This is a genomic window from Nocardia gamkensis NBRC 108242, assembly GCF_001612985.1.
Classification (GTDB): Bacteria; Actinomycetota; Actinomycetes; order Mycobacteriales; family Mycobacteriaceae; genus Nocardia; species Nocardia gamkensis.
Map to the genome: position 1 here is coordinate 20,207 of NZ_BDBM01000009.1, position 26,534 is coordinate 46,740.

Consider the following 26,534-nt stretch of genomic DNA (forward strand, 5'->3'; position numbering starts at 1 on the left):
AGCTACGGGGTGACGATCGCGAAATCGGGATCGGGAGCGTCGAAGATGCCGACCAGTTCGGCGAGCTTGGTGACGTCTCCCTCGATGACGATGTCGCCCGCGGCCGCCGCGACGCCGAAGTCGTCGCCGGCCAGCAATACTCGGATCAGGGTGGACTTGGCCAGCGTGAACGAGGCATCGGGTTCCGGGAGGGTCATGCCGGGCGCGACGTCGAAGTGGGTGAGGCGGCCGTTGCGCAATTCGAGCCGGTGGGTGCGGTCCTGATCGGTGAGTATCCAGTCCGTCACGAGCCGATGGTCCCACGCCTTGGGGCCGTCGACGCGCAACGCCAAGGCGTCGAAGATCTGGTCGGTGCTCAGTGCCGCCACCATGGTCGGCGATTCGCTCTTGGTGGGCGTGCCGAACGAACCGTAGCGCAGCTCGTAGGCTCCGCTGAGATAGAAGTTGCGCCAGGTCGCGTTCTCCGCCCCGTAGCCCAGTTGCTCGAACGTCGTGGCCTGCAATTGCTTCGCGTCTTCGTTGTCCAGCTCCGCGAAGATGACGTAGTTGAGCACCTGGGCCACCCAGCGGTAGTCCCCGGCGTCGTAGGAGGCCCGCGCCTTGCGCAGCACTTCGTCCGCGCCGCCCATGAATTCCACGTGCCGCCGGGCGGATTCGACCGGTGGGTGCTCCCACAGGTGGGCGGGGTTGCCGTCGAACCAGCCCATGTAGCGCTGGTAGACGGCCTTCACGTTGTGGCTGACCGAACCGTAGTATCCGCGCGTGTGCCAGGCCTGCTCGATGGCGGGCGGAAGAGTGACCAGCTCGGCGATCTCCGCGCCCACGTAGCCCTGATTCAGCAGGCGGACGGTCTGGTCGTGCAGGTACCCGTACAGATCGCGTTGTAGGGAGAGGAATTCCACCAGGCGTTCGGTGCCCCAGGTCGGCCAATGGTGCGAGGCGAAGACGACGTCGCAGTCGCGGGCGAACAGGTTGATCGCCTCGGTCAGATATCTCGCCCAGATATGAGCGTCGCGTACCAGCGCGCCGCGCAACGTGAGCACGTTGTGCAGCGTGTGGGTCGCGTTCTCCGCCATGCAGAGGGCGCGGCGGTCGGGGAAGTGGAAGTTCATCTCCGCGGGCGCTTCGGTGCCGGGGGTGAGCTGGAAGACCATCCGTATGCCGTCGATCGTCTCCTCTTGGCCGGTGGCGGTGATGTCGACGGTCGGCGGGATCAGCGTGACCGTGCCGACCGACGTGGTCTGACCGAGCCCGGAGCCCACCGCGCCCAGCGGTCCGCGCGGCAGCACCGCGCCGTACATGTACCCGGCGCGGCGCGCCATCGCCGTTCCGGCGTAGATGTTCTCGGCCACCGCGTGTTCCAGGAAGCCGGCCGGCGCCAGCACCGGACAGCGCCCTTCCTCGACCGCCGCCGCGGTGGTGACCCCGCACGCCCCGCCGAAGTGGTCGATGTGCGAATGCGTATAGATCAGACCGGTCACCGGCCGGTCGCCCCGATGGGCGCGGTAGAGCGCGAGACCGGCCGCCGCGGTCTCGGCCGAGATCAGCGGATCGATCACGACGACGCCGGTTTCGCCTTCGACCAGCGTCATATTGGAGATGTCGAAACCGCGGATCTGATAGATGCCCTCGGTCACCTCGAACAACCCTTGTCGCATCGCGAGGCCCGACTGCCGCCACAGGCTGGGATGCACCGAGGCGGGGCAGGGATCCCGCAGGAACGCATAGGAGTCGTTGTCCCACACGACGGTTCCGTCTTCGGAGGTGACCACGCCGGGTTCCAGCGCGGCGATGAAACCGCGCTCGGAGTCGGCCGAATCGGTCGTGTCGGCGAAGGGCAGGGCGGCGGTCGCGCGCTCGTGCTCCGCGACGATGAAGTGGCTCGGCTCGCTCGCTGTACTCATTGTCGTCCTCCTATCGTCTTCGGCCAACCTTGCTGGGCCGCCGGCCCTTCAGGGCAGCGGTTCGAGAGAACCGGCCGCCGCGGCGGCCAGCGCGACCACGACCACCGCCATCGCCGTCCCGGCGATGACGCGGCCGCCATGGGCGTAGTGGCCTCGGTGAAGCCCTCGGTTGCGCAGGTAGCAGCCCCCGGCCAGCGCCGCCATCGCGATCGCTGCGCCGATGGGCGCGACGGCGGCCGCGCGCCACCCGCTGCCGAGCGCCTGATGCATGAACAGCGTGCCGACGACCATCGCCGACACGGCGGTGCGCCGCCACGCCAGCGCGGTGCGTTCGGCGGACAGATGCGGCGCGCTCATCGCAGCAGCACCGCCACACCCGCCAGCACCGAGACGATCGCGATGCCCGCCGACAGGATCGGCACCAGCACCGTCTCCGGCAGCGGATCGCCGCGCCGCATGGCCACGCCGATGCGCCGCCAGTGCGCGTACGCGCCGACCGCGACGACCGCCGCCAAGACCAGGCAGCTCAACGCGATCGCGCGCCGCAGCCCTGCGATCCGGAATGACTGGACCAATGTGTGCACAGCGACGCCGCCGGCCAGCAGCCCCAGCGCGGTCCGCATCCAGGCCAGGAAGGTGCGCTCGTTCGCGAGCGTGAAGCGGTAGTCGAGTTCCTCGTCGCCCTCTTCCGATTCGGCTTCCGGATTCGGCAGCGTCACGCCGCCTCGGTTCGGATCGAGCGCCCTGCGGCATTCGCCCACGTGGGGGTCGCGTGGCCGGTACATGCGTGCCGCGAGAAGGGGCGGCTCCTGGCGCAGGGTGTTCTTCCGGCGCGCAGCTTCACGCCGGACCGCACGGTGGTCACACCACCCCACGCTAGCGGGAGGAGCGGAAGCGCGCGGCTGGTCCGCACCGGCCGTGGGAACGCGATCGGCGACGGTACGCGCGCCGGAACGGTCGCCCTGGCGTGCGCGCCGACCCCGGCATCGCTCAGAGGACCGGCTGCCGCCTCGAGGGCTCCCATGCCAGCCAGCAACCATGTCTGCCGAAGACAGCCGACAGGACGGCCGGCTCCCGAAAGTCGCCGGCCCTCGGTTGGTAGTCGCAGCTCGAAGTCTACTTCGGGCGCGCAGATCCGGTCGGTGACGATCACGGGCACACTCCATAACCGAAAGCATTGGCAAATGATCAGCTACGTCAGGGTAACCGGCGCTATGAGGACCGTCCACGCTCCCCGCCCGCCCGTGACCGGGTGGTTACCCAGCGGCGTCAGACCGCGATCGCGTCCTCGAACGTCATGGCCAGTCGCGAGACGGATGACGACATCACCGCGCGCTTCGGCAGGCCGATCGACCGGAGTTCCGCGGCGATCTCGTGGTCCCCGAGAGTCAGCTCGGCCCCGCCGAAGCGCGCCCGCATGCCCGAAGGCCGCATCTCCCAGCGCGTGCAGCGGGTGACGCCATCGATGTGCGAGTAGGCGTCGAACGAGGACCCGGTGGCGCGGTTCGGAGTCGCGAATCCGGGCCGAATCGCGAGATCGGCGATGAGCTGCCCGTTCTGGTGCAGCGCGCCGGTGCGCGTCCGGCCACCGTGGTCGACGGCGAATTCGGCGAGTTCTTTGGGAAATCCCCAGATACCGCGTCCTGCGGCGAGGGTGAAATCACCGTCGACCGGCAGCTTGTGGATCAAGACGCCGGCCCGCCCGGTCGCCAGCGCCCGCAGATCACCGAATCCCGAGGCCGCGCCCGCGGTGTGGTGGCGCACCATGAACGAGACGCCGAACTCGTTGTAAGGGCCCAGATCGCCGTCGACGTAGTCGACGAAGACCAGCGTGCACATCGCCCGCCCGCCCGGCAGCCGCAGCAGCCGCAGGCCGGAGTAGTCGATGAGGCGCTGCGCCGGCTCGGCGGGCACCAGATAAGTAGCCATGAACGCGTGCGCGAGCCGGATGCGGACCGGCATGCGCACCTCTCGGCCGAGGACGGTGTGCGTACTCACGGAGACGCCTTTCTGCCACTTTCTGTCCAACTGCGGCGGACTGCGCCGCGTTGGCACGCACCTGCCGCCAGATGATCAATAGAACATGTATCAGTTTGTTCGCACAATACCGTCGATCCGCACGCTTTATATCAAAAATAACCAGTTACAGTCTTGTCCAGGTCACTCGCCCGATCCGCCCGTTCGGGCCGACCTCGGAGATTCCGACATCGCGCGCAGGCGCGCCTGCAAACCATCCAGGACGCAGAGCAAGCCGAAGTCGAAGGCCATGGCCCGCCCTGCTTCCTGATCGGACGGGACGGTCGCCCGATAGTCCGCGAGCATCTCCGGATAGCCGCCCGCTACCTCGTCCATCACGCGCAGTATGCCGTCGGTGTCGACCTCGGCCCCCTTCGACGCCTTCTCCCAGGCGATCTCGGGAGTCACCTGGCCGAGGACGAAACACATCACCGTTCCACTGGCCAGGTAGATGTCCACCCCCTCGAAGCCCGCACGCACGAAGGCGCGGCGCAGCCGATCACTCAGCCGCAGCGAGTTGGGACCGATACTGGGCAGCTGCCCGACCAACGAGACGCTCCACGGATGCTCGCGAATGGACGCGCGGAAGCTGTAGGCGAAAGTGGTGAGCAATTCGCGCCAGGACGCCTCATCGGGCTCCGGAATCTGCACCACCCCCCAGAACTGGTCGAGCACCAACTCCAGCAGCTCCTCCTTGTTGGAGACGTGCCAGTAGAGACTGGTCGCGCCCGCGCCCAGCTTCGCGCCGAGCTTGCGCATGCTCAGCGACTCCAACCCTTCGGCGTCGAGGATCTCGAACGCCGCGGCGATGATCTGCTCCCGGTGCAACCCGGATGCCTTGGGCCGGCGGGGTTGCTTGGTCCATACCGAGGCGAACTGCTTGGTCACGACACGATCTTATAATCCCTCGCACAGCGTTCGAGTTTCTCGTACGCTGTGCGAGTGGAATCGAACGTTGTACGAGACCCCCGCCGCTGGTGGGTCCTGGGGGTCCTCTGTCTGTCCTTGCTCGTGCTGATGCTCGACAGCACCGTGCTCAATCTCGCGATCCCGTCGCTGATCCGGGAGCTAGGCGCCACACCGGCGGACGTGCAGTGGATTCTGGACGCCTACGTGCTGGTCTTCGCCGGCCTCCTGCTCACCGCCGGAAGCCTGTCCGACCGGTTCGGCAGGCGACGAGCGCTGATCACCGGCCTGGCCGTGTTCGGGGTTGCGTCGCTGGCGGCCGTGCTGGCGACCGAACCGTGGCAGGTCGTGGCCGCCCGCGTCGCGATGGGCGTCGGCGGGTCGCTGTTGATGCCGTCGACCCTGTCCATCCTCATGACCACCTTCGCCGAGGACGAACGGCGTACAGCGATGGCGGCCTGGTCGACGGTGTCCATGGTCGGCATCGTCGCCGGGCCCACACTGGGCGGCTTCCTGCTCCAGCACTACTGGTGGGGGTCGGTGTTCCTGCTCAATATCCCGGTGGCGGCGCTCGCGATCATCGCCGCCGTCGTGCTGATGCCCGAGACCACCGGCGAACAACGGCCGGTCGACCTCGTCGGCGTCGTCCTGTCCGTCGTAGCGCTGAGCGCGACGGTCTACGTGATCATCGAGCGGGAGTGGAACATCGGGATGATCGTGCTGGCCGTCCTCGCGGCGGCCGGTTTCGTGGTCTGGGAGAGCCGCTCGGCACATCCCATGTTGCCGTTGGCGGTATTCCGCAGCCGGGATTTCACCGGCACCTCTCTCACTCTGCTGCTGATGGTCTTCGGCATGGGCGCGGTCATGCTCATGCTGACCCAGTACCTCCAGTTCGTGCTCGGCTACGGTCCGATGAAAGCCGGGCTGGCGCTGCTGCCGTACGCCGTGGCGGCGGCGGTCTGCAACGGCCTCGGCGCGACACTGGGCAAGACTCTGAGCAACAAGACGCTCATCGTGTCGGGGCTGCTCGTCATGGGCGTGGCCTTCGGCATCCTCGCGACAGGGAGCGGATACCTGTGGGTTCTGGTGAGCATGCTGGTGATGGGCATCGGCGGCGGTCTGGCGGGTCCGGCCGCCTACGCGGCGATCATGAGCGCGATCCCGCTCCAGCACGCCGGTGTGGGCTCCGCGATGAACGACACGATCCAGCAGGTCGGCATGGCGATCAGCATCGCCGTCCTCGGTAGCGTGCTGGCCGGCGTGTTCACCTCGAACATGCCCGCCGACGTTCCCGACGCGGCGCGTGAATCCATCGGCGCCGCCTTCCAGCTGGGCTACATCGAGCCCGCCAAGGACGCCTTCACCGCCGCCATGTCCGCCGGGGCGTGGATCAGCGCCGGATTCAGTGTCGCCGCCGCCCTGCTCGGCGCGGTCCTGCTGCGGGCGCGGCGGCCGCAACCGGCCCAGCAGCCGGAAACCGCTCCGGTCGCGCACGGCTGATCATGTCGGCGACCGGCGCCGGACCGGCGAAAGTCCACCGGTCCGGCGCTGCGCCGACGGCCCGCAGGCCGCGCAGAATAACGACTCCTGTGTCTCGTCGGCTCACCCGGTATGAATGATTCCGACCCCGGGGCTGATGGTCTCACGCGCGCCCGCCGACGAGAGTTGTTGGTGTGTTCACAATGACGGCCTTCAACCAACGAGGGCTGGTGAAGCAATCAATCGATGGAGACATCATGATCACGAACAAAATGCGCGCAACGGCAGCGGCGGTAGCGCTCACACCGATCATCGCCCTGGGTTCAGGAATTGCTTCCGCCGCCCCGGACGTAACCCCGGGACCTGTGCAAGTGGGGGATCAACCGGTACCGGTTCAGGTCGAGCCCGCGACATTGGGCCTGATTTGGCCGCTGGGCATTTTCTGCGCTCCTTTGTTGCTGCTTCCACCGGTGGTCAACGCGGTCGCCGTGTTCGTCTGCGCCGCTTGATCGAATTCGTGGGCAGCGCCTCGAAGACGAGTGCGCCTCGGGATGTGTCGCACACCCGAGGCGTCTCGTTTGTGTCGGCCGCTCCCCGAGCCCGCTATGCGTCGAGACGCGAGCAAATAATTTCGTTCCAGACCTCACCGAGGCGCCCCCACCGGGAAACATCTGCGAATCAATCGTGACGCACCGATAAGTGCGGTTGAATTACCGGATGACCAAGTTCAGGAAACTCGTGGGCGCTGCAGCGGCTCTGACCGCGGCCACAGCGCTATTCGGGGCACCCGGGACCGCGCAAGCCGAGACGCCATCCGTTCTGGGTGGCGGCTCCGGCATCGTCGTCGGCGGTCAGAACATCTGCACGCTCACCACGATCGGGCGCGACTCCGGTGGCCGGCTGGTCGGGTTCACCGCGGGGCACTGCGGGGACGCGAACGCCGCCATCGTCGCCGAGGGCAATCGCGACGCCGGTACCGTCGGCACCATCGCTTACTCCGACGACACCATGGACTATGCCGTGATCGAGTTCGACCCGGCGAAGGTCGCGCCGGTCAACCAGGTGGGTGGAACCACTATCACCGCCATCGGCGGGCCCGCCCGACCGCCGGACACAGTATGCAAGGAAGGCCGGACAACCGGCAGGACCTGCGGTGCAGCCTATGGCGACGTGTTCACCGGCGGCGATAGGACATGGACCCAGACGTGCGTTGTCGAGGGCGATTCGGGCGCGCCGCTGGTCGTCGGGACCACGCTCGTCGGCATGGTCAGCGGCTACTTGGCCATCCCGTGCCTGGGACCGCAACTCGGCACCGACATCACCGCCGTCGTCGCCGACGTGAACGCGCGCGGCGGCGCGGGCGCGGGTTTCCAACCGATCTGATCCGTCCCGGACCGCCGCTGACGATCCCAGCCGGAGCCTTACCTCTCCTGGTCGCTGACGACGCCCAATTCGACAGCGCGTTCGACCAGGAACAGCCGTTTCTGATTCGGCGGTAGGGCTTCGACCTGGAATATCCGGAACAGCGCCCGCATGTGCGTCTTGACGGTCGAGAGACTCAGGCACAAATCGTCCGCGATCTGACGGTTGGCGGCGGGGTACGAATACCCGTCGCGTGCATCGTAAGGGCGGCACAGCGCCTCCAGAACGAGATACTGGGCCGGGGTCAGCGAATTACGGGTCGGCAGCGGCGAATGGGCAAGCGTCATTTCCTCGTCGAAGGAGTCGGCGGCCCGGAAGACGAATACCGAACGACCGACGCGAATCGTGTCGCCGGAGCCGAGTTTCCGCCGTCCGCCGACGCGCTCGCCATTGACGAATGTCCCGTTCTTGGACAGCCCGTCGTCGACGATGACCCAGCATCCGCCGACACGCTCGATAATGGCGTGCAGCCGGGATACGGTCGGGTCGGAAGGCACGGCGATATCGGCCGCGCCGGACCGCCCGATCGTCATTCTGGACGCGCCGCCGTCGAGAGAAATCTCGCGTATCCTCTCCTGCACGACGGGCCGGGGCGAAGTGGAAGGAACGGCAGAACGTGGCCACGCGGACTGCCCCGTCAGTGGGTATAGTCCGCGACGCAGGGCCTGTGGTCCGCTGAACGTAGACATCGTTCGGTCTTTCCACTCGTACGTCGTGAACTGCGAGCACTGATTCGCTACTTTAAGGGTGCGCTTTCTCGGGGCTGATCACATACGGATTCGCCTTTTCCCTGCGTGAGCGGGGCTTGAAGCGAACCTTCGGACACGACAAAAGCGCCAAAGCCGACCAATCGGTCTGACAGCGGACGACTCGGCGGGGTGAGCGGCTCAGAATGGTGATCGTGATCATTCGACCGCGAAGCGAGGCGGACCTCGACGCCTGCATCGCGGCGCTGCGGCACGTCCACGAACGCGACCGGTATCCGCAGCTCTGGCCTGCTGATCCGGCGGGTTGGCTGGCACCCCCAAGCTCCTCGCGGCGGTCGTCGCGGCGCGCGACCAGACCGTGGTCGGACACGTCGGACTCGGCGCAGGCGGCGTACTGCCGGAGGTCGTGCGCCGATCGGCGGGCACGGAGTTCGCCGTCTCGGTGATCCGGTTGTATGTCCCTCCAGCCGCGTGTCGAGCAGGCGTGGGTTCACAACTGCCGACCGCGGCCCGCGCGCATGGCCGCGGATCGGGGGCAGCGCACCGTGCTCACGGTCTCATCCGACGGCGCGGCGGCGATAGCCATGTACGAACGACGCGGTTGGCGGCAGGTGCACACCGGGCCCGGCGGCCGGCGTACCGCGGATGGACGGGAGGCTCGGGTGCACTATTACGTGAGCCCGTGAGCCGACCAGTTGTCGTTCGTCCGGTGTTGCGCTTACCCGCGCTGGGGACGGAGCACCCCGGCCGGGTGCGCGGCATCCCGGCCATCGTGACCGCGCCGTCAAGCCCGGGGGTGGGCTTGGTCGTGCACTTTCTTGAGCCGATCGATGGAGACGTGGGTGTAGAGCTGAGTGGTGGCCATGCTGGCGTGGCCGAGGAGTTCCTGAACCACACGCAGGTCGGCCCCGCCTTCGAGGAGGTGGGTCGCGGCGGTGTGCCGCAGACCGTGCGGGCCGAGGTCCGGTGCGCCGGGGATGGCCGAGACCACCTCGTGCACAACGGTTCTGGCCTGGCGCTGATCCAGACGCCTGCCGCGGCGGCCGAGCAGCAGCGCGCGGCCGGACGCGGCGGTGGCGAAATCGGGGCGGCCATAGTGCAGCCAATTGCCGACCGCCTCGTCGGCGGGCGTGCCGAACGGCGCGGATCGCTCTTTGTTGCCTTTGCCGAGCACCCGCACCACCCGCCGCTCGCGGTCCACGTCCTCGATGTCCAGTCCACACAGCTCGCTGACCCGGATGCCGGTGGCATACAGCAATTCCACGATCGCCCGATCGCGCAAGGCCATCGGATCGCGCTGCGCGGCACCGGATTCCGCGGCGTCCATGGCACCCAGCGCCTGTTGCCTGCCGAGTACGGCGGGAAGGACGCGATGCGCCTTCGGCGAGCCCAACCGCAGCCCCGGATCTGCGGGCAACCGGCCGGTCCGGGTGAGCCAGGCGGTGAACGTACGCGCCGACGACGCCCTTCGGGCCACGGTCGTTCGCGCCGCGCCCGCCGCCGCTTGCTGCGCCAGCCATGAACGCAGCAACAGCAGGTCCAGTTCGCGGATCGCCGAATCGGCCGACCGCGTGTACAGATGCTCCAGCAGGGACCGGGCGTCCCCCAGGTAAGCGCGTACGGTGTGCTCCGACCGGTTGCGCCCGAGCCGCAGATGCCTGCCGTACTCGAGCAGCAGCGCTTCCAGATCTTCGGGCAGTTCCTCCATGCTTCCACCGTCCCGACCCGCGGTCCGGATGGCAAGCGACCGCGCCGATCGCGTTCATCCGCGACGCGCCGTTCGGTGCCAACCGCTTTCGTCACTGGTCGCCAGTCCCGCCAATTCGAGAGCGGACAACGTCGCACGCACCACCGGAAGTGGCAATCCGCACTGCCGGGACACCTCCAGTGGCAATCGCGCACCGCTTCTCGGCAGCGTGGCGAAGACCAAGGCCTCGTCTTCGGTCAACTGGTCCTCCGGATTGCCGCCTGCCCCCGCCCCGGCAATCGACAACCGCAACGGCCCCGCCTCGTCGGCGACTTCCTCGGCCCTGGTCACCAGGAGGGCTTCACCGTCGCGGATCATGCGGTGGCAGCCCACCGAAGCGGCCGAGGTCACCGGGCCTGGCACGGCCAGGGCTGGACGGCCGAGACGGCGGGCCCATTTGACGGTGTTGCGCGCGCCGCTGCGCAGCCCGGCCTCGACGACGAGCACGCCATCGGCCAAGGCGGCGATCAAGCGGTTCCGGGCGAGGAATTGGTGTTTCTGCGCGGTGACACCGGGCGGGTATTCGCTGACCACCAAACCGGATTCGCCGATGTCGGCCAGCAGGCGGGCGTGCTGCGCCGGATAAGGCCGGTCGATGCCGCACGCCAGCACCGCGATCGTGAGTCCATCCACCGCCAGCGCCGCCCGGTGCGCCATGGCGTCGATCCCGAACGCCGCCCCGGAGACAATCGTCCATCCTTGCGCGGCGAGGTCACCCGCGATCTCCCCCGTCACCCGGTTGCCGTACCCGGTGCTGCACCGCGCACCCACCACCGCCACAGCGCGCTCGCTGGATTCCAGCAGCGAACGTGGGCCGCGCACCCACAGCACCAATGGCACGGCGCCGTCCCGATCCCGTCCCGGCTCGAGCTGCGCGAGACCGAGCATGCGCCAGGCGGGCCATTCCGGATCGTCCGGCGTCACCACACGCCCGCCGATCCGGTCGATGGCCTCCAGATCGCGCGCCGCCACGTCGACATCGCGCCGCTGCGCCGTCGGCCCGCGCAGCGGTTCGGGTAGCGCGCACTCCCGTACGGCCCGCGCCGCCTCGACCACCCCCACCGACTCGATGAGCGCCGACAGCGGCGCGCACGGCCCCTGCACCACCCGCGACAGGTACACCCACGCGAGCCTCCGGACGTCGGATTCACCGGCTATGGAATTCGACCCGCACGCGGGCACGACGACGACTCCAGGCACACTCGCCATCGCAGACGCATCCCTTGCCCCAGGCACACTTTCGAGCCCCGTCACGTCCACTACCGCAGGCACCGCCGCAACCATAGGCGCACTCGCGGCCACAGCCGCATTCGCCGCGCCAGCCGCATTCGCCGCGCCAGCCGCACTCACCACCCCAGGCACACTCACCACCCCAGGCACACTCACCACCCCAGGCACACTCACCACCCCAGCCGCACTCACCACCCCAGCCGCACTCACCACCCCAGGCACACTCGCCGCCCCAGCCGCACTCGCGGCCGTGGGCACTTCGTCCAACCCAGCCCGGTTTGCCGCCGCGTGCCCATCTACCGCCCCGGGCGCACTGGATACACCGGGCACATCGAGCACCGCAGGCTTGTTCACCGCCGCACGAACACTCGTGGCCGCGAGAACGTCGATCGCCCCGGCCGCAGGCGCCTCCACAGGGACATCCGCTGCCCTGGACACACCCGCATCCGTGGGCGCTTCGACCGCTACAGCCGCGTGCTCCGTCTGGAGCGCTGGAGGCACGTTCCGCGCCGCGGGCGCATCCGCAGCCACAGGCGCGCCCACTGCGGCAGGTATATCCGCCGCCGCAAAGAACTCCGCTGCCGTGCCCGCGGTCGGCTCCCGCGCGCTCATTGCGCGCCCCGCTGACGAAAGTTCAATGCGGCTAGAACGTCCTGTGCCGAGGGCAGATCGCCGCCGCGCAGATCGCAGATGGTCCAGGCGACGCGGATGGCCCGGTCCGCACCACGCGCGGACATGCGGCCGAGACGCAGCGCGGCCTCGACGGGGGCGAGCGATTCACGCGGTAGACGGAACCGCTGGCGCAGAATGTGACCAGGAACCTCGGCGTTGGTGAGCCATCCGTACTCACGCCAGCGCTCGGCGGCACCGCGACGCGCCGAGGTGACTCGGGCGCGGACGACCTCGCTGCTCTCGGCCGCGTCGGTGCTGAACGCCGCGCCGGACTGCCCGTGCATCCGCACCCAGATGTCGATCCGATCCATCAGCGGCCCGGATAGTTTGCCGAGGTAGCGGCGGCGAGCCAGCGGCGCGCAGATGCAGTCGACGTCGCGGGCCGGGGCACAGGGACAGGGGTTGGCAGCCAAGACGAGCTGGAAGCGGGCCGGGTAGCGTGCCACACCGTCGCGCCGGGCGATGCGCACTTCCCCTTCCTCCAGCGGCGTCCGCATCGCCTCCAGCACCTTCGTGCCGAGTTCGGCGCATTCGTCGAGGAACAGCACGCCGCGGTGGGCCCGGCTGACCGCGCCGGGGCGGGCGGTTCCCGAACCGCCGCCGATCATCGCGGTCACCGAGGTCGAGTGGTGCGGGGCGACGAACGGTGGTGCGGTGATCAACGGGTGGTCACCGGCGAGTGTGCCCGCCATGGAGTGGATCGCCGTCACCTCCAGCGCCTCGGTCTCCGTGAGCGGTGGCAGCAGGCTCGGAAGACGTTGCGCCAGCATGGTTTTGCCGATGCCCGGTGGTCCGGTGAGCAGCAAGTGGTGCCCGCCCGCCGCGGCGACCTCCAAGGCCCAGCGGGCTTCGTCCTGACCGACCACCTCGCTGAGATCGCCGCCCTGTCGCACCGTATCCGGCAGGTCACCGTCCGGCTCGTCGAGTGCTCCTTCCCCGCGCAGCCACGCCACCACGCCGCGCAAACTGCGCGCTCCGAGCACCTCGATGCCCTCGACCAGTCCGGCCTCGGCCATGGTCACCGCAGGCACCACGACGGTCGACCAGCCTGCCTTGCGCGCCGCGAGCACGGCGGGCAGGATGCCGCGCACTCGCCGCACCCGCCCGTCCAACGCGAGTTCGCCGAGCAGCACCGTCTTCGCGAGCCGTTCGGAGGGGACCGAACCGGACGCGTCCAGCACCGCGACCGCGAGTGCCAGGTCGTAGACGCTGCCCAGTTTCGGCAAGGTCGCGGGCGACAGCGCGAGCACCACCCGGCCGTCGGGCCACTTTTCCCCGGAGTTCGCCACCGCGGAGCGGACCCGGTCGCGCGATTCCTGCAACGCGGTGTCGGGGAGCCCGACCAGATGGACCGAGGGCAGGCCCTGGCCGATATCGGCTTCGATTTCGACGAGCAGGCCGTCCACGCCGGTGACCGCGACCGAGTGCGCCCGGCCGAGGGCCATTCAGAACACCGCCTCGAGATGATCGATGACCGGTGTCCGACCACGCTGCGCCAGCACCGACACCACGTCGAACCGGATGCGCCGCCACGGTCCGTCCTGCTCGGCCAGCCACAGCAGGGCCAGCCGTCGGATCCGTTGCCGCTTGGCGAAGGTGACCGACTCCGCAGGAGTGCCGTAACCCAGGCCCGAACGCGTTTTGACCTCGACGAACGCGGTCACATCCCCGTCTTTGGCGATGAGATCGAGTTCGCCGTATCGGCAACGCCAGTTCCTGGCGATGATCTCCATCCCCGCGGCGCGCAGAAACTCTGCCGCCAGTTCCTCCCCGTGCGCGCCGAGCGCCTGTTTGTCCGTCACCCGGCCAGCGTGCGCGGGGACCGAATCAGCTCAGCGCCGCCGACCTGGGGAATCGAAAAACCTGTTGATAACCGAGTCGCTGTGCAGAACTCCCGGCCTGCTCACTCGGGCAGCCGCAGGTCCGGCTTCTCCAGCTCCTCGATGTTGACGTCCTTGAAGGTGATGACCCGGACGTGCTTGACGAAGCGGGCCGGGCGGTACATGTCCCACACCCACGCGTCGCTCATCCGCACCTCGAAGTACACCTCGCCATCCGCGTTCTGCGGCCGCAGCTCCACGGAGTTGGCGAGGTAGAAGCGGCGCTCCGTCTCCACCACGTACGAAAACTGACCGACGATGTCCTTGTACTCGCGATACAGCGAGAGCTCCATCTCGGTTTCGTACTTCTCGAGGTCCTCGGCACTCATCGGGTGGGACGTCCTCCTTCTCGCCGCATCGCGTCGTATGGTCACATCATCGCGCATGCGCTGCGTCGGTAGCCACTCGGCCAGCCGAACGCTCGTTCGGAAACTGCTCTGACAGGGCTTCGTCCAGTCCTTCGGCCAGTACGGCGTCCGCGACGTCGGCCGCCGTCGCGACCGGCCGCAGCCCGGCGGCTTCGCGCACATTGCGCCAGGAGCGGCGGTGCTCGCTGCTGGGTCCGAGGCGGTGCAATGCTGCGGTGTGCTCGGGCGTGTTGTAGCCCTTGTGGGCGGCGAAGCCGTAGCCGGGGAATCGCTGGTCCAGCTCGACCATGATGCGGTCCCTGGTGACCTTGGCCAGAATGCTGGCCGCCGCGATGCAGGCCGCCGCACCGTCGCCCCCGATCACCGGCAGCGAGGGCACCGGGATGCCAGGTACCCGGAATCCATCGGTGAGCACGTAGCCAGGCGTGCGCCCGAGCCCGGCCACTGCGCGGCGCATACCCTCGATATTGGCGACGTGGATGCCGATCGAGTCGATCTCCCAGGCCGGGATGACGACCACCCGGTAGGCCAGCGCCAGCCGGATGATCACCGGATACAGCTCTTCCCGGGTGGCCTCGGTGAGCTTCTTGGAGTCGTCGAGGCCGGCCAGCTTGTCATACGCCTTCGGAGCGAGCAGGCATGCCGCCACCACCAGCGGTCCCGCGCACGGACCGCGCCCCGCTTCGTCGACGCCGGCGACAGGGCCGAGGCCGCTGCGGATCAGAGCCGCCTCGAGCGTGCGCAAACCTCCGGCCCTGCGCATCACCACACGCGGCGGCCAACCGTTACCCACCGGCACTCGACCTTGCCCCACCATCCAATTATCCTGCGTCCGAGCGGTCAGTTCTCCTGCGGATTCTCCGCACGCACCGGTCCGATCCGGCCGGGCGGCCAGATCTTGAACACCGCCTTGCCGCGCACGTTCTCCACGGGGATGGTGCCCTGCAGTTCGTCGGTGATATGGGCGCGGGAATCGGCGGACTGATTGCGGTTGTCGCCCATCACCCACAGATGCCCCTCGGGCACTTTCACGGGCTTGAATTCGCGTCCTCCCCCCGGGCCGTAGGGCTGGCCCGGCACATACGGGGCGAGGTAGCGGGCATACGGCTCGTCCAGAGGCTTGCCGTCCACGATGACCCGGCCCTGCGCGTCACAGCACTGCACGGTCTGGCCGCCGACCGCGATCACGCGCTTCACCAGATCGTTCTCGTCCGGCGGCACCAGGCCGAAGAACGAGAAGAAGTTCTGCACGCCACGCACGGCGGCGTTGTCCGAGCGGATCGACTTGTAGGTGGTGTTCCACGAGGGCGGGCCGACGAACACGACCACGTCGCCCGGCTGCGGATCACCCCAGTAGTAGCTCAGCTTCTGCACATAGATGCGGTCACCGGTGCAACCGGCGCAGCCGTGCAACGTGGTTTCCATCGACTCCGACGGAATCACGTACGGCCGACCGACGAACGTGACCATCAACGCGGCGATCACCGCGGCGATCACGATGAGGATCGGCAATTCCTGCCAGAACGGCCGCTGCTTCTTCTTCGGTCGCCGCTTGGCGCGACCTACCCGCGAATTCTCGTCGCCCGATTCGGACACCGACACCGACCCACTTTCGTCTGCCACGCCGAACAGATTAGCCCGGCAGCGAAACCGAAGTCCGATGCCGGGCTGAGGAAGATCTGCTGTGCCGAGAAGCTAGCTCAGCGCTTTTCCTTGATCTTGGCGGCCTTGCCGCGCAGCTCGCGCAGGTAGTACAGCTTGGCGCGGCGAACATCACCGCGGGTCACGACATCGATGTGGTCGATGTTCGGGCTGTGCACCGGGAAGGTGCGCTCCACGCCGACACCGAACGACACCTTGCGCACCGTGAAGGTCTCGCGGATGCCACCACCCTGGCGGCGGATCACGACGCCCTTGAAGACCTGGATGCGCTCCTTCGAGCCTTCGATGACCTTCACGTGCACGTTCAGCGTGTCGCCCGGGCGGAACTCGGGGACGTCGCTACGCAGCGACTTTTCGTCGACGAAGTCAAGGGTGTTCATTTCCATCCTTATGGTTTCGCGCGAACAGAGGACCCTGGCGGCACTCGAAGTGCTCGGCCGGTTCATGCTCCGAATTAGGGGGTGCGCCTGGTCGACAACCACCCAGGGCAACCTGAGCATTGTGCCAGATCGGCGCGCCACGGAGGAAATCGGCCCGGGCGGTGGCGCGGTGGCGCCCTCTCACCTACGGCCCGTGGGGGCGCGAGACAGCGCGGCGACCGGCCGTGCGTCGTCTCCTGCCCGTTCAGGACTCGGGCGGGAGGATCGGTGACGCGAACACTTCCTCCAGCGGGGTGGGGCCGGTGTAGCGGCGGCACTGGCAACCGACCCATTCCCGCAGGCCGTGCGTGCCCTTACGGGAGATCTCGGCGTGACAAGTGCCGGTGGTGCGGTCGTGCAGCGCCAGGTCGTGCCCGCAACCGCAGCGCGCGGGAAGACTTCCTCCCGGCCGGGCTCGCCGCCGATGCCCGAACCTGCCACATGCCCAGCCGACACCGACCAAGCCGGCGCCGACCACGAGACTGAAGGGATCCAACACGATCGCAGTATACGTATACGCATAGCCTCGGGTCCCACGAATGGCGGCATCCGAAACCCTGCCCGCCTCCCCCGGGTGGCGGCGGTAAGCCGAGGAGATCGCAGACCCTCGCGCAGCGAGGGTCTGCGGCAGGTCGGCTCGGCAGATGCTCCGCTCAGTGGTTCTGTTCGCCGGAGATCGCGTCCTGGGCGGGCGGCGAGCTGGGCGTATGCAGCGAACCATGGTCGGAATGCCATAGCGAGTGGTGCCGATGCGGAGCGGGCGGAGCGGGCACGACCGTGCGAGTGAGTTCCGCTTCCGCCGCCGTGCGGACGTGCTCGACGTCCGGTTTCCCCGCGACCAGATCCTGCACGAAGATCTTGGCGCGGATGACCGGGCGGCGATAGCGCCGTTCCCGGACGATGGCCCGGTACATCATGCGTCTGCGGTCGGCGTAACGCCAGCGCGCCCAGGGCGCGCCGGGGCGGCTCAGGCGCAGCGCGCCGACGAACAGCAGCGGCAGGAAGAACATGCCGAACAGGCCGGTCCAAATCTTGCCTTTGGCGATCACGATCGCGGCGAGGGCGAGGTTGACCACCGCGAACACGACGACGAAAGCGCGGACCTCGACGCTCGGATCGCGCCGGAAGTCGTTGATGTCCAGCATCCACAGCGGGTGGAAGCCCAGCAGCAGCAATCCGGTCACGGCGAGCGCGACGAACACCGCGTCCACCGACGTTCGTCCCTGTTTCTCCCAGTACACGTCGCGCAGATAGAAGATCAGCGCGAATTCGTCCAGAACCAGCGCGGCGCCCACACCGAAGAGCGCGGCGAGGATGCCCGCGGTGGTCATACCGGCGCTCTGGTACTGGGCGACCATGCCGACCCCGGAGGACAGCACCAGGATCACGCCGAACACCATGTGGTGGATGTGCGTGTCACCGGCCCGCAGATTGCCCGGCCACCACCGCACCCGCGCGCGGATCAGCCGGACGCTGACGCGGATGACCAGGAATCCGACGATGAACCCGAGCAGGAAGCACAGCAACGGCAGCCGCCCTTGGGCGATCACGTCCTCGTGGAGCCACCGTCGCATGGCCGTTACTCCCTCCCGCGCGTCGGACTACTGGCCGAAACCCGCCCTGCGCAGCGCGTCCGCCATCGAGCCGCTCGGCGCGGGGGCGTTGCGGCGCTGGTTGCCTCCGCGCCCCTGACCTTGATTGCGGTTCTGGCCCTGCTGCTTGTTCTGGCCATTCTGCCGCTGGCGCGGCTCCCCGCCCGCGGGTCGGCCGCCCTGGCCGCGCTGCCGGTTGTCGCCGCCTTTGGCGGGTGTACCGGGCTCATCGTCCAGGCGCAGGGACAGCCCGATGCGCTGACGCGCCACGTCCACCTCGAGCACCTTCACCTTGACCACGTCGCCGGACTTGACCACTTCGCGCGGGTCCTTGACGAAGTTGTGCGACATGGCCGAGACGTGCACCAGACCGTCCTGGTGCACACCCACGTCGACGAACGCGCCGAACGCGGCCACATTCGTCACCACGCCCTCGAGCACCATGCCCGGTTTCAGGTCGGCGACCTTCTCCACGCCCGCGGCGAACTCGGCGGTCTTGAATTCCGGACGCGGGTCGCGGCCCGGCTTCTCCAACTCGGCGATGATGTCGGTGACCGTGGGGACACCGAAGCGTTCGTCGGTGAACTCACCGGCGCGCAGCGAGCGCAGCACCGTGGTGTTGCCGATGACCTCCGCGATGGGGCGTCCGGTCGATGCCAGGATGCGCCGCACCACCGGGTACGCCTCCGGGTGTACCGCGGAGGTGTCCAGCGGATCGTCGCCGCCGCGGATGCGCAGGAAGCCCGCACACTGTTCGAACGCCTTCGGCCCCAGGCGCGGGACGTCGAGCAGCGCGGTCCTGCTGCGGAACGGGCCGTTCTGGTCCCGATGCGCCACAATGCTTTCCGCCACCGAACCGGCGATGCCGGATACCCGCGACAGCAGCGGCACCGAGGCCGTGTTCACGTCGACGCCGACCGCGTTCACCGCGTCCTCGACCACCGCGCCCAGCGAGCGGGCCAACAGCGATTCGGACACGTCGTGCTGGTACTGACCGACGCCGATGGACTTGGGATCGATCTTCACCAGCTCGGCCAGCGGGTCCTGCAACCGCCGCGCGATCGACACCGCCCCGCGCAGCGAGACGTCCAGGTCGGGAAGTTCCTGCGAGGCGTATGCGGAGGCGGAGTACACCGAGGCGCCCGCCTCGGAGACCACGATCTTGGTGGGCTTGTTCTCCGGAATGCGCGAGATCAGCTCGGCGGCGAGGGCGTCGGTCTCGCGCGAGGCGGTGCCGTTGCCGATGGCGATGAGCTCCACGCCGAAGCGGGCGACCAGCGCGCCGAGCACCGCCAGCGACTTCTCGGTCTGGCCCTGCGGTTTGTGCGGGTAGATCACCTCGGTGGCGACCACCTTGCCGGTGGCGTCGACCACCGCGACCTTCACCCCGGTGCGGTAGCCGGGATCCAGCCCCATGGTCGTGCGGGTGCCGGCGGGGGCGGCGAGCAGCAGATCGCGCAGATTCGCGGCGAACACGTCGACCGCGTCCTTCTCCGCCGCCTGCCGCAGCCGCATCCTGGTGTCGATACCGAGGCTGACCTGCAACTTGGTACGCCACGCCCAGCGCACGGTGTCCAGCAGCCAGGAGTCGGCGCGGCGGCCGCGGTCGGCGATGCCGAAGCGGGCGGCGATGCGACCCTCGTAGATGGTGCGCTCGCCCGGCTGCGGCTCCTCGGTGTCGGGCTCGAGGTGCAGTGTGAGCACCTCCTCCTTCTCCCCGCGCAGCAGCGCGAGGATGCGGTGGGAGGGCAGCTTGTCGAACGGCTCGCTGAACTCGAAGTAGTCGGCGAACTTCGCGCCCGTCTCCTCCTTGCCCGCGCGCACGGTCGAGGTGACCTGCCCGCGGTTCCACATCAGTTCGCGCAGCTCGCCGACCAGGTCGGCGTCCTCGGCGAAGCGTTCCACCAGGATGGCGCGCGCACCGTCGAGCTGCTCGGCGGTGTACTGCGCCGGATCGGTGTTCGGATCCTCGATCAGGGCGTCGGCCACCGGTTCGTGCCCGGCCTCGCGCGCGATCTGCGCCTTGGTGCGCCGTTTCGGCTTGTACGGCAGGTAGATGTCCTCGAGCCGCGCCTTGGTCTCGGCGAGCTGGATCTGCCGGTGCAGGGCGTCGTCGAGTTTGCCCTGGCCGCGGATCGATTCGAGGATCGCGGCCCGGCGCTCGTCGAGTTCGCGCAGGTAATGCAGACGTTCGTCGAGCATGCGCAGCTGCGCGTCGTCCAACCCGCCGGTGACCTCCTTGCGGTACCGGGCGATGAACGGCACCGTCGAGCCCGCGTCGAGCAACTCGACGGCGGCGCGCACCTGGGTCTCGCGCACCGCGAGTTCCTCGGCGATGCGACGGTTCACGCTGGCTGGGCCCGCGGTGTCGGAGCGTGGCACGGCGGGTGTGGACTCTGCACTGGCAGTCTCGGGCGCTGTCGTCACGTCGGAGACACTACCGCTCCCCCGCCTCTCCGCGTCTTTCGCCGGTCGCGGGTACCCGGCCGTTCCGCTGCGCGCCGGCGGTAGCGCGGCGGGCCGATTTCTACGGGGCCTCCTTCGACGACGCGAGGATCGCCGGGGCTATTTCCCGCATTTCGGCCTTGCGGACCTTGCCGGTGACCGTCATCGGGAATTCCTCGACCACGTGCACGTAGCGGGGGATCTTGAAGTGCGCCAGCTTGCCGGTGGCGAACTCGCGCACGGCCGCGGCGTCCAACGGCGGTGCGCCCTCGCGCATCCGGATCCAGGCCATCAGCTCCTCGCCGTACTTCGGATCCGGCACGCCGATCACCTGCGCGTCCAGGATATCGGGATGGGTGTAGAGGAATTCCTCGATCTCACGCGGATAGACGTTCTCGCCGCCGCGGATGACCATGTCCTTGATCCGGCCGGTAATGGCCAGATAGCCCTGGTCGTCCATCACGCCGATATCGCCGGTGTGCATCCACCGGGCGGCATCGATGGCCTCGGCGGTCTTGTCCGGATCGTTCCAGTACCCGAGCATCACCGAGTAGCCGCGGGTGCACAGTTCGCCGGGTTCGCCGCGCGGCACCGTGAGACCCGTTGCGGGATCGACGATCTTGACCTCCAGATGCGGCCCGGCCCGGCCGACCGTGGCGGTGCGCCGGTCGATGCCGTCGTCGCGCCGGGTCTGGGTGGAGACCGGGGATGTTTCCGTCATGCCGTAGCAGATGCACACCTCGCGCATGCCCATCCGGTCGATCACCCGCTTCATCACCTCGACCGGGCACGGTGAGCCCGCCATGATCCCGGTCCGCAGCGTGGACAGCTCCACGGTCGCCGAATCCAGTTCGGCGAGCATGTCGATGAACATCGTCGGCACGCCGTAGAGCGAGGTGCAGCGCTCGGCCTCGACCGCGGCCAGCGTCGCCTTCGGATCGAACGACGGCGCCGGGATCACAACGGCCGCACCGTGGCTCGTGCTCGCGAGATTGCCCATGACCATCCCGAAACAGTGGTAGAAGGGAGTCGGGACGCAGATGCGGTCGTGTTCGGTGTATCCGCACAGCTCACCGACGAAATAGCCGTTGTTCAGGATGTTGTGGTGGCTGAGCGTGGCGCCCTTCGGGAAACCCGTGGTACCCGAGGTGTACTGGATGTTGATCGGGTCATCGGCCGACAGCAGCGCGCCGAGCGTGGCGAGCCGTTCGGCGTCGACCTCGGTGCGGGCCAGCGCGTCCCACTCGGGTGTGCCGAGGACGAGCACCTGCGCCGGCTCCGGACAGTTCGGCCGGACCTGCTCGATCATCGCGACGTAATCCGAGGACTTGAACCGCTCGGCCGCGAGGAGCATCCGGACGCCGGCCTGGCGCAGCACATACTCCAGTTCGCTGGTGCGATACGCCGGATTGATGTTGACCAGGATCGCGCCGATCTTCGCCGTGGCGTACTGCACGATGAACCATTCCGCGCAGTTCGGCGCCCAGATGCCGACCCGGTCGCCCTTGCCGATGCCGCGGCCCGCCAGACCGCACGCGAGGGCGTCGACCGCGGCGCCGAGCGCACGGTAGGTCCAGCGCCGCCCGGTCGGCCGGTCCACCAGCGCTTCCCGGTCCGGGAACGCCGCCACCGTGCGATCGAGATTGCCGCCGATGGTGTCACCGAGCAGCGGGACGTCCGAGACCCCGGAGGCGTAACTGGGCAGGGGCGCCTGCGTCATCGGGCACCACCCTGCCGCAGCACGAATCGCTGCACCTTGCCACTGGGCGTCTTCGGCAGGCTCGGCACGAAGTGGACCCTGCGCGGATAGGCGTGCGCGGCGAACTTCTTCTTCACCAGGCTCTGCAATTCGGCTTCCAACTCCGAGCCGCCCGTGGCGCCCTCGCGCAGCACGACGAACGCCTCGAGCACTTCGCCGCGCAGTTCGTCCGGCATGCCGACCACGGCCGCTTCCGCGACCTGCTCGTGCAGTACCAGCACGCTCTCCACCTCGAACGGACCGATGCGGTAGCCCGCCATGATGATCACGTCGTCGTCGCGGGCCGAGAAACGGAAGAAGCCGTCGGCGTCCTGCGAGCCCGCGTCGCCGGTCAGATACCAGCGGCCGTCGGCGGTGTAGCGCTGGGCGGTGCGTTCCGGGGCGTCGAGGTAGCCGAGGAACCACAGCAGCGGGCTGTGTTCGGTGTCGATCGCGACGCGGCCCAGTTCACCCGCGGGCGCGAGGGTGTCGGCGTCGTCGGCGAGCACGGCGCAGGTCCATCCGGGCAACGAGCGGCCCATCGATCCCGCGGGAGTCTCGGTGTCGAGGTCTTCGTGCCAGGCGTTGCAGATGACCATCCCGTGCTCGGTCTGGCCGTAATGATCGCGCACCGCGACACCGAGATGCTCCACGGACCAGGCGACGACCTCGGGTGTGAGCGGCTCCCCCGCCGACGACGCGCGGCGCAGCCGGGAGTGCACCGGAGGCGTGGCGCTGTCGGCGCGCAGCGCGCGGTACACGGTCGGGGCGGCCGCGAAGTTCGTGACGCCGAAGGTTTCCAGCACCTGCCAAGTGAGCGGGGCGGAGAAACCCGCGTGCAGCAGGATGCTGCGGATGCCGGTGGCCAGCGGGCCGAGGATTGCGTAGTAGAGGCCGTAGGCCCAGCCCGGATCGGCGGCGTTCCAGAAGACGTCGTCGGGCCGGACGTCCAGCGCGAATTCCTGGTACGCGTGGAAGGAGGCGAGCGCGCGCAGCGGGATCGGGACGCCTTTGGGCGTGCCCGTTGTGCCGCTGGTGAACAGCTGGACCAGCAGGCCGTCCCCGCCCACCGCGACGGGGTGTGCGCTCGGGTGGGCCGCCGGACGAGTCTCGAGCAGTTCGCCCATGCGCAGGGCTCCCTCGGGAACCTCCCCTCCGGCGACGATCAGTCGCCAGGGCGGGTCCGCGGGCAGATCCGGACCGGCCGCCAGTTTCGGAGCCTGGTCGGCATCGGCGATGACGACCGTGGCACGGGCGGCGTTCAACCGCAGGGCGATGGCGGGCGGAGCGAAGGCGGTGAACAGCGGAACGTGCACCGCGCCGCGGCGCCAGATGCCGAGCAGTGCGACCACGAGGTCCGCCGACTTCGCCATCAGCGTGGCCACGCGGTGTCCGGGTTCGACACCCAGTTCGGCCAGTGCGGCGGCGAAGCGGGCGGAGCGTTCGCGCAGTTCGCCGTAGGTGAGATCGATCGAGGACAAGTCGGCTTCGACGATCGTGAAGGCGACCCGGTCGGCCGGATGCCGATCGCACAGCAGGTCCGCCGCCGACGCGTCGGCGCGGTCGTAACAGTCCAGCAGTTCGCGCACCCGCTGATTCAGGTCGGTGCCCATCTTCGGTTCTCCTCGTTCTGTGATCCAGCGCAACCCGGGTGTGCAATAGGATGTGGGTCACATCCCGCTGCCCACTACCCCCGAAAAGGGGTGAGTCTCGTGACCCACACCGCTCTGCTGCGTCCGCGCGACAGCGACGCTCTGCGTGCCGAGATCCGCTGGGTGGCGAGCGCTGCGGGCGTGCCGGTGGCGTTCGGCGGCGAAGTGCACGGTGACGCGCTGCTGCTGTCGGAATTCGTGGGCACGCTGACCAACGGCCTGCGCGGCCTGGCCGTCGTGCGGACTTCGGGGCTGGGCGGCCGGGTAATGGATTCCGGACGGCCCGCCGCGGTCACCGACTATCGCCGCGCGTCCTCGATCACCCACGACTACGACGGGCCGGTCTCCGGCGAGGGCATCCGCTCCGTGCTCGCCGTGCCCGTGATGGTGGACCGGCGCTCCCGCGCGGTGCTCTATGCCGCGACCCGTGGTGCGAGCCCGCTGGGCGACCGCACCGCGGATCTCGTCGTCCAGGCCGGTCGCCGCCTGGCCACCGAGATCGCGGTGCGCGACGAAGTCGACCGTCGGCTGCGCCTGCTGGAGGTGGCCGCGCCGTCGGCCGCGACGGCACCGGCCGTCACCGAGGAACTGCGCGACATCCACGCCGAACTGCGCGGTATGGCGCGCTCGACCGAGGACGATCGGTTGCGCGGACGCCTGCACGCGGTGTGCGAACGACTCACCCGGGTCCTGACCGGCGAGCCGCACCCCGACAGCCCGAAACTGTCCCGCCGCGAACTCGACGTGCTCTCCCAGATCGCCTTGGGTTGCACCAATCAGGAAACGGCGCAGCGTCTTTCGCTCGGTCCGGAAACCGTGAAGAGCTATCTGCGCAACGCGATGGTCAAACTCGACGCCCACTCCCGGCACGAGGCGGTGGCAGCGGCCCGCCGCCACGGCTTACTGCCGTGAGCGACCCGCGCCCGCGATATGCCTCGACGGTGACCGATGCCGAGCTGTGGTGAACGAGACAGCCGGCCCACGCCGCAGCCGTCCCGACCCACTGATCGAACCGGCGACCGGGAATCACGGAACGCGATGCGCGTCCTGTCGGACTACACAGCTCCGCGCCACGGAAGCCGTGTTCGACCTGTGGCGCTGATCCGCCGAGCGGGCGGTTCCTGTCTATCGGCCGGGTTCGTGCACCGTGCCCTGGTCCGGAAGCAAGTCCGGGCGGCGTTCGCGGGTCCTGGCGAGAGCTTGTTCGCGCCGCCAGGCGGCCACTTTCGCGTGGTCGCCGGACAGCAGGATCGGCGGGACGTCGAGGCCGCGCCAGGTGACCGGGCGGGTGTAACTGGGGCCTTCGAGCAAGCCGTCGGAGAACGAATCCTCTTGATGGGACTGCTGATTGCCGAGCACGCCGGGCAGCAGCCGGACCACGGCCTCGGTCATCACCAGCACGGCCGCCTCGCCGCCGATCAGCACGTAGTCGCCGATGCTGACCTCCTCCACCCGCACACGGCGAGCGGCGTCGTCGAAGACGCGCTGGTCGATGCCCTCGTAGCGGCCGCAGGCGAACACGAGATGCCGCTCTGCGGCCCAGCGGTGCGCGGTCGCCTGCGTGAACGGCACGCCCGCCGGAGTGGGAACCACGAGCAGGGCGTCATCGGGACAGACCTCGTCGAGCGCGTCACCCCACACGGTCGGCTTCATCACCATGCCGGGCCCGCCCCCGTAGGGAGCGTCGTCGACCGACTTGTGCACGTCGTGGGTCCAGCCGCGCAGGTCGTGCACCGTGAGGGAGATCAGGCCCCTGTCGATCGCCTTACCGAGCAGTGCCGTGCGCAGCGGCTCCAGGTACTCCGGGAAGATCGTGACGACGTCGATTCTCATCTCTGTCTCCTCTCGCCGCCGGGCCGCCTCGCACCGGCCGGGTGAGCGACGCGCGATCGAGGCTCGCGCCGCATCATTCGGGGTCGAGCAGACCCTCGGGCGGATCGATCACGATCACACCGTCGGCGAGCGACACAGTGGGCACGATGGCGGTGACGAACGGGATCAAGATCTCCCGTCCGTCCTCGGCGGCGCGCACGTCGAGCAGCTCCCCGGCGGCGGAATGCAGCACTTCACGCACGGAGCCGACCACGGTGCCGTCGAGGAGCCGGACCTCCAGCCCCTCCAGCTCGTGGTCGTAGAACTCGTCCGGGTCCTCGGAAGGCGGGAGGTCGGCGCTGTCGACCACGAACAGCATGCCGCGTAGCGCGTCGGACCCGGTGCGATCGGTCACGCCGACCAGGCACACCAGAAGCCGGCCCGAGTGCTCCCGGGCCGACTCCACGGTGAACTCGCGGACCTCCGCCGCTCGGGGCAGCCGGCCGCGCAATGTCGTGCCCGGCGCGAAACGCGCCTCGGGCTCGTCGGTGCGTACCTCGACGACGAGTTCGCCGCGCACGCCGTGCGACTTGGCGACCCGTCCGACGACGAGTTCCATCTACTGGTCGGTGTCGACCACGTCGACCCGGATGCCCCGGCCGCCGATACCGGCCACGAGGGTGCGCAGCGCGGTCGCGGTACGTCCGCCGCGGCCGATCACCTTACCCAGGTCGTCGGGATGGACGTGCACCTCGACGGTGCGCCCGCGGCGGCCGGTGATCAGCTCGACGCGGACGTCGTCGGGGTTGGCGACGATGCCGCGCACCAAGTGCTCGACGGCATCGGCGACGACGGCGCTCACTGTTCCATCACCTCGAGACGC

The 26,534-nt window shown here is 68.8% G+C and carries 26 protein-coding genes; 4 read left to right on the plus strand and 22 right to left on the minus strand.

All coding sequences use genetic code 11. The features are described from left to right. Nucleotides 1-2: 2 nt before the first annotated feature. The 5 genes from NG1_RS10235 to NG1_RS10255 form a co-directional block, all read right to left on the minus strand. Nucleotides 3-1,904 (minus strand): alkyl/aryl-sulfatase, encoded by a 1,902-nt coding sequence (locus tag NG1_RS10235; protein ID WP_062969818.1) that lies wholly within the window; start codon nt 1,902-1,904, stop codon nt 3-5. 48 nt (nt 1,905-1,952) lie between these two features. Further along, complete coding sequence (locus NG1_RS10240) at nt 1,953-2,261, minus strand: DUF202 domain-containing protein (RefSeq protein WP_062969819.1); 309 nt, start codon at nt 2,259-2,261, stop codon at nt 1,953-1,955. After that, a complete protein-coding gene (locus tag NG1_RS10245; protein ID WP_040868283.1) occupies nt 2,258-2,623 on the minus strand; it encodes a YidH family protein in 366 nt (121 codons plus the stop codon). Before NG1_RS10245 ends, NG1_RS10240 begins: the two co-directional genes overlap by 4 nt. Nucleotides 2,624-3,173: 550 nt before the next feature. Continuing rightward, on the minus strand, nt 3,174-3,902 hold the full coding sequence (locus NG1_RS10250) for an acetoacetate decarboxylase family protein (RefSeq protein WP_062969820.1): 729 nt from the start codon (nt 3,900-3,902) through the stop codon (nt 3,174-3,176). A 162-nt stretch (nt 3,903-4,064) separates the two neighbouring features. Continuing rightward, complete coding sequence (locus NG1_RS10255) at nt 4,065-4,808, minus strand: TetR/AcrR family transcriptional regulator C-terminal domain-containing protein (protein WP_062969821.1); 744 nt, start codon at nt 4,806-4,808, stop codon at nt 4,065-4,067. Nucleotides 4,809-4,862: 54 nt separating this feature from the next. On the opposite strand from NG1_RS10255, the gene NG1_RS10260 reads away from it, so the two are divergent. The 3 genes from NG1_RS10260 to NG1_RS10265 all read left to right on the plus strand — a co-directional run bounded on the left by NG1_RS10260 (nt 4,863) and on the right by NG1_RS10265 (nt 7,688). Beyond that, nucleotides 4,863-6,326 carry an MFS transporter gene (locus tag NG1_RS10260; protein WP_062969822.1) on the plus strand — a complete coding sequence of 488 codons (1,464 nt, stop codon included), beginning with the start codon at nt 4,863-4,865 and terminating at the stop codon, nt 6,324-6,326. Nucleotides 6,327-6,499: 173 nt separating this feature from the next. Next, a complete protein-coding gene (locus NG1_RS36555) occupies nt 6,500-6,814 on the plus strand; it encodes a hypothetical protein (protein WP_157113962.1) in 315 nt (104 codons plus the stop codon). Between the two features lie 208 nt (nt 6,815-7,022). Continuing rightward, nucleotides 7,023-7,688: a chymotrypsin family serine protease gene (locus NG1_RS10265; RefSeq protein WP_062969823.1), complete on the plus strand. Its 666-nt coding sequence runs from the start codon at nt 7,023-7,025 to the stop codon at nt 7,686-7,688. Nucleotides 7,689-7,726: 38 nt separating this feature from the next. Here the strand turns inward: NG1_RS10265 and NG1_RS10270 are convergent, their stop codons facing one another. The 14 genes from NG1_RS10270 to NG1_RS10335 all read right to left on the minus strand — a co-directional run bounded on the left by NG1_RS10270 (nt 7,727) and on the right by NG1_RS10335 (nt 23,800). Beyond that, on the minus strand, nt 7,727-8,416 hold the full coding sequence (locus NG1_RS10270; RefSeq protein WP_084498826.1) for an FHA domain-containing protein: 690 nt from the start codon (nt 8,414-8,416) through the stop codon (nt 7,727-7,729). A gap of 802 nt (nt 8,417-9,218) precedes the next feature. Further along, a complete protein-coding gene (locus NG1_RS10275; RefSeq protein WP_062969825.1) occupies nt 9,219-10,142 on the minus strand; it encodes a tyrosine-type recombinase/integrase in 924 nt (307 codons plus the stop codon). A gap of 54 nt (nt 10,143-10,196) precedes the next feature. Then, entirely contained in the window at nt 10,197-11,390 is a 1,194-nt protein-coding gene (gene dprA / locus NG1_RS10280) for a DNA-processing protein DprA (RefSeq protein ID WP_157113963.1), read from the minus strand. 629 nt (nt 11,391-12,019) lie between these two features. After that, a complete protein-coding gene (locus NG1_RS10285) occupies nt 12,020-13,528 on the minus strand; it encodes a YifB family Mg chelatase-like AAA ATPase (RefSeq protein WP_062969826.1) in 1,509 nt (502 codons plus the stop codon). Then, the gene (locus tag NG1_RS10290) at nt 13,529-13,885 is read right to left on the minus strand and encodes a YraN family protein (protein ID WP_062969827.1); all 357 of its coding nucleotides are present in this window, start codon (nt 13,883-13,885) and stop codon (nt 13,529-13,531) included. Between the two features lie 101 nt (nt 13,886-13,986). Further along, the gene (locus NG1_RS10295) at nt 13,987-14,292 is read right to left on the minus strand and encodes a DUF2469 domain-containing protein (protein ID WP_011210678.1); all 306 of its coding nucleotides are present in this window, start codon (nt 14,290-14,292) and stop codon (nt 13,987-13,989) included. Nucleotides 14,293-14,338: 46 nt separating this feature from the next. Then, the gene (locus NG1_RS10300) at nt 14,339-15,148 is read right to left on the minus strand and encodes a ribonuclease HII (protein WP_084498827.1); all 810 of its coding nucleotides are present in this window, start codon (nt 15,146-15,148) and stop codon (nt 14,339-14,341) included. A gap of 23 nt (nt 15,149-15,171) precedes the next feature. After that, on the minus strand, nt 15,172-15,954 hold the full coding sequence (gene lepB, locus NG1_RS10305) for a signal peptidase I (protein WP_040868300.1): 783 nt from the start codon (nt 15,952-15,954) through the stop codon (nt 15,172-15,174). A 77-nt stretch (nt 15,955-16,031) separates the two neighbouring features. Further along, on the minus strand, nt 16,032-16,373 hold the full coding sequence (gene rplS, locus NG1_RS10310) for a 50S ribosomal protein L19 (RefSeq protein WP_040780792.1): 342 nt from the start codon (nt 16,371-16,373) through the stop codon (nt 16,032-16,034). Between the two features lie 244 nt (nt 16,374-16,617). Further along, on the minus strand, nt 16,618-16,911 hold the full coding sequence (locus NG1_RS10315; protein WP_063910312.1) for a hypothetical protein: 294 nt from the start codon (nt 16,909-16,911) through the stop codon (nt 16,618-16,620). Between the two features lie 154 nt (nt 16,912-17,065). Continuing rightward, on the minus strand, nt 17,066-17,986 hold the full coding sequence (locus NG1_RS10320; RefSeq protein WP_245659852.1) for a hypothetical protein: 921 nt from the start codon (nt 17,984-17,986) through the stop codon (nt 17,066-17,068). Nucleotides 17,987-18,013: 27 nt separating this feature from the next. Beyond that, nucleotides 18,014-20,386, minus strand: coding sequence for a Tex family protein (locus NG1_RS10325; protein WP_062969828.1), 2,373 nt, complete (start codon nt 20,384-20,386; stop codon nt 18,014-18,016). Between the two features lie 145 nt (nt 20,387-20,531). Further along, on the minus strand, nt 20,532-22,169 hold the full coding sequence (locus tag NG1_RS10330) for an AMP-binding protein (RefSeq protein ID WP_062969829.1): 1,638 nt from the start codon (nt 22,167-22,169) through the stop codon (nt 20,532-20,534). After that, entirely contained in the window at nt 22,166-23,800 is a 1,635-nt protein-coding gene (locus NG1_RS10335; RefSeq protein WP_062969830.1) for an AMP-binding protein, read from the minus strand. Before NG1_RS10335 ends, NG1_RS10330 begins: the two co-directional genes overlap by 4 nt. Before the next feature lie 99 nt (nt 23,801-23,899). Here NG1_RS10335 and NG1_RS10340 point away from each other — a divergent pair, with 99 nt between their 5' ends. After that, complete coding sequence (locus NG1_RS10340; RefSeq protein ID WP_062969831.1) at nt 23,900-24,751, plus strand: helix-turn-helix transcriptional regulator; 852 nt, start codon at nt 23,900-23,902, stop codon at nt 24,749-24,751. A 213-nt stretch (nt 24,752-24,964) separates the two neighbouring features. Here NG1_RS10340 and trmD read toward each other — a convergent pair whose 3' ends face one another. The 3 genes from trmD to NG1_RS10355 all read right to left on the minus strand — a co-directional run bounded on the left by trmD (nt 24,965) and on the right by NG1_RS10355 (nt 26,513). After that, nucleotides 24,965-25,672: a tRNA (guanosine(37)-N1)-methyltransferase TrmD gene (gene trmD, locus NG1_RS10345; protein ID WP_062969832.1), complete on the minus strand. Its 708-nt coding sequence runs from the start codon at nt 25,670-25,672 to the stop codon at nt 24,965-24,967. Nucleotides 25,673-25,745: 73 nt separating this feature from the next. Further along, nucleotides 25,746-26,270 (minus strand): ribosome maturation factor RimM, encoded by a 525-nt coding sequence (rimM, locus tag NG1_RS10350; RefSeq protein WP_062969833.1) that lies wholly within the window; start codon nt 26,268-26,270, stop codon nt 25,746-25,748. Continuing rightward, nucleotides 26,271-26,513 (minus strand): RNA-binding protein, encoded by a 243-nt coding sequence (locus NG1_RS10355; RefSeq protein ID WP_011210690.1) that lies wholly within the window; start codon nt 26,511-26,513, stop codon nt 26,271-26,273. Nucleotides 26,514-26,534 lie beyond the last annotated feature (21 nt).

Bases quoted from the DNA above. Each gene is read 5' to 3' on its own strand.
- NG1_RS10235 (WP_062969818.1), bottom strand. From the start codon at position 1,904: ATGAGTACAGCGAGCGAGCCGAGCCACTTCATCGTCGCGGAGCACGAG.
- NG1_RS10330 (WP_062969829.1), bottom strand. From the start codon at position 22,169: ATGACGCAGGCGCCCCTGCCCAGTTACGCCTCCGGGGTCTCGGACGTC.
- NG1_RS10275 (WP_062969825.1), bottom strand. From the start codon at position 10,142: ATGGAGGAACTGCCCGAAGATCTGGAAGCGCTGCTGCTCGAGTACGGC.
- NG1_RS10265 (WP_062969823.1), top strand. From the start codon at position 7,023: ATGACCAAGTTCAGGAAACTCGTGGGCGCTGCAGCGGCTCTGACCGCG.
- dprA (WP_157113963.1), bottom strand. From the start codon at position 11,390: ATGGCGAGTGTGCCTGGAGTCGTCGTCGTGCCCGCGTGCGGGTCGAAT.
- trmD (WP_062969832.1), bottom strand. From the start codon at position 25,672: ATGAGAATCGACGTCGTCACGATCTTCCCGGAGTACCTGGAGCCGCTG.
- NG1_RS10320 (WP_245659852.1), bottom strand. From the start codon at position 17,986: ATGCGACGGTGGCTCCACGAGGACGTGATCGCCCAAGGGCGGCTGCCG.
- NG1_RS10240 (WP_062969819.1), bottom strand. From the start codon at position 2,261: ATGAGCGCGCCGCATCTGTCCGCCGAACGCACCGCGCTGGCGTGGCGG.
- NG1_RS10295 (WP_011210678.1), bottom strand. From the start codon at position 14,292: ATGAGTGCCGAGGACCTCGAGAAGTACGAAACCGAGATGGAGCTCTCG.
- NG1_RS10270 (WP_084498826.1), bottom strand. From the start codon at position 8,416: ATGTCTACGTTCAGCGGACCACAGGCCCTGCGTCGCGGACTATACCCA.
- rimM (WP_062969833.1), bottom strand. From the start codon at position 26,270: ATGGAACTCGTCGTCGGACGGGTCGCCAAGTCGCACGGCGTGCGCGGC.
- NG1_RS10285 (WP_062969826.1), bottom strand. From the start codon at position 13,528: ATGGCCCTCGGCCGGGCGCACTCGGTCGCGGTCACCGGCGTGGACGGC.
- NG1_RS10300 (WP_084498827.1), bottom strand. From the start codon at position 15,148: ATGGTGGGGCAAGGTCGAGTGCCGGTGGGTAACGGTTGGCCGCCGCGT.
- rplS (WP_040780792.1), bottom strand. From the start codon at position 16,373: ATGAACACCCTTGACTTCGTCGACGAAAAGTCGCTGCGTAGCGACGTC.
- NG1_RS10335 (WP_062969830.1), bottom strand. From the start codon at position 23,800: ATGGGCACCGACCTGAATCAGCGGGTGCGCGAACTGCTGGACTGTTAC.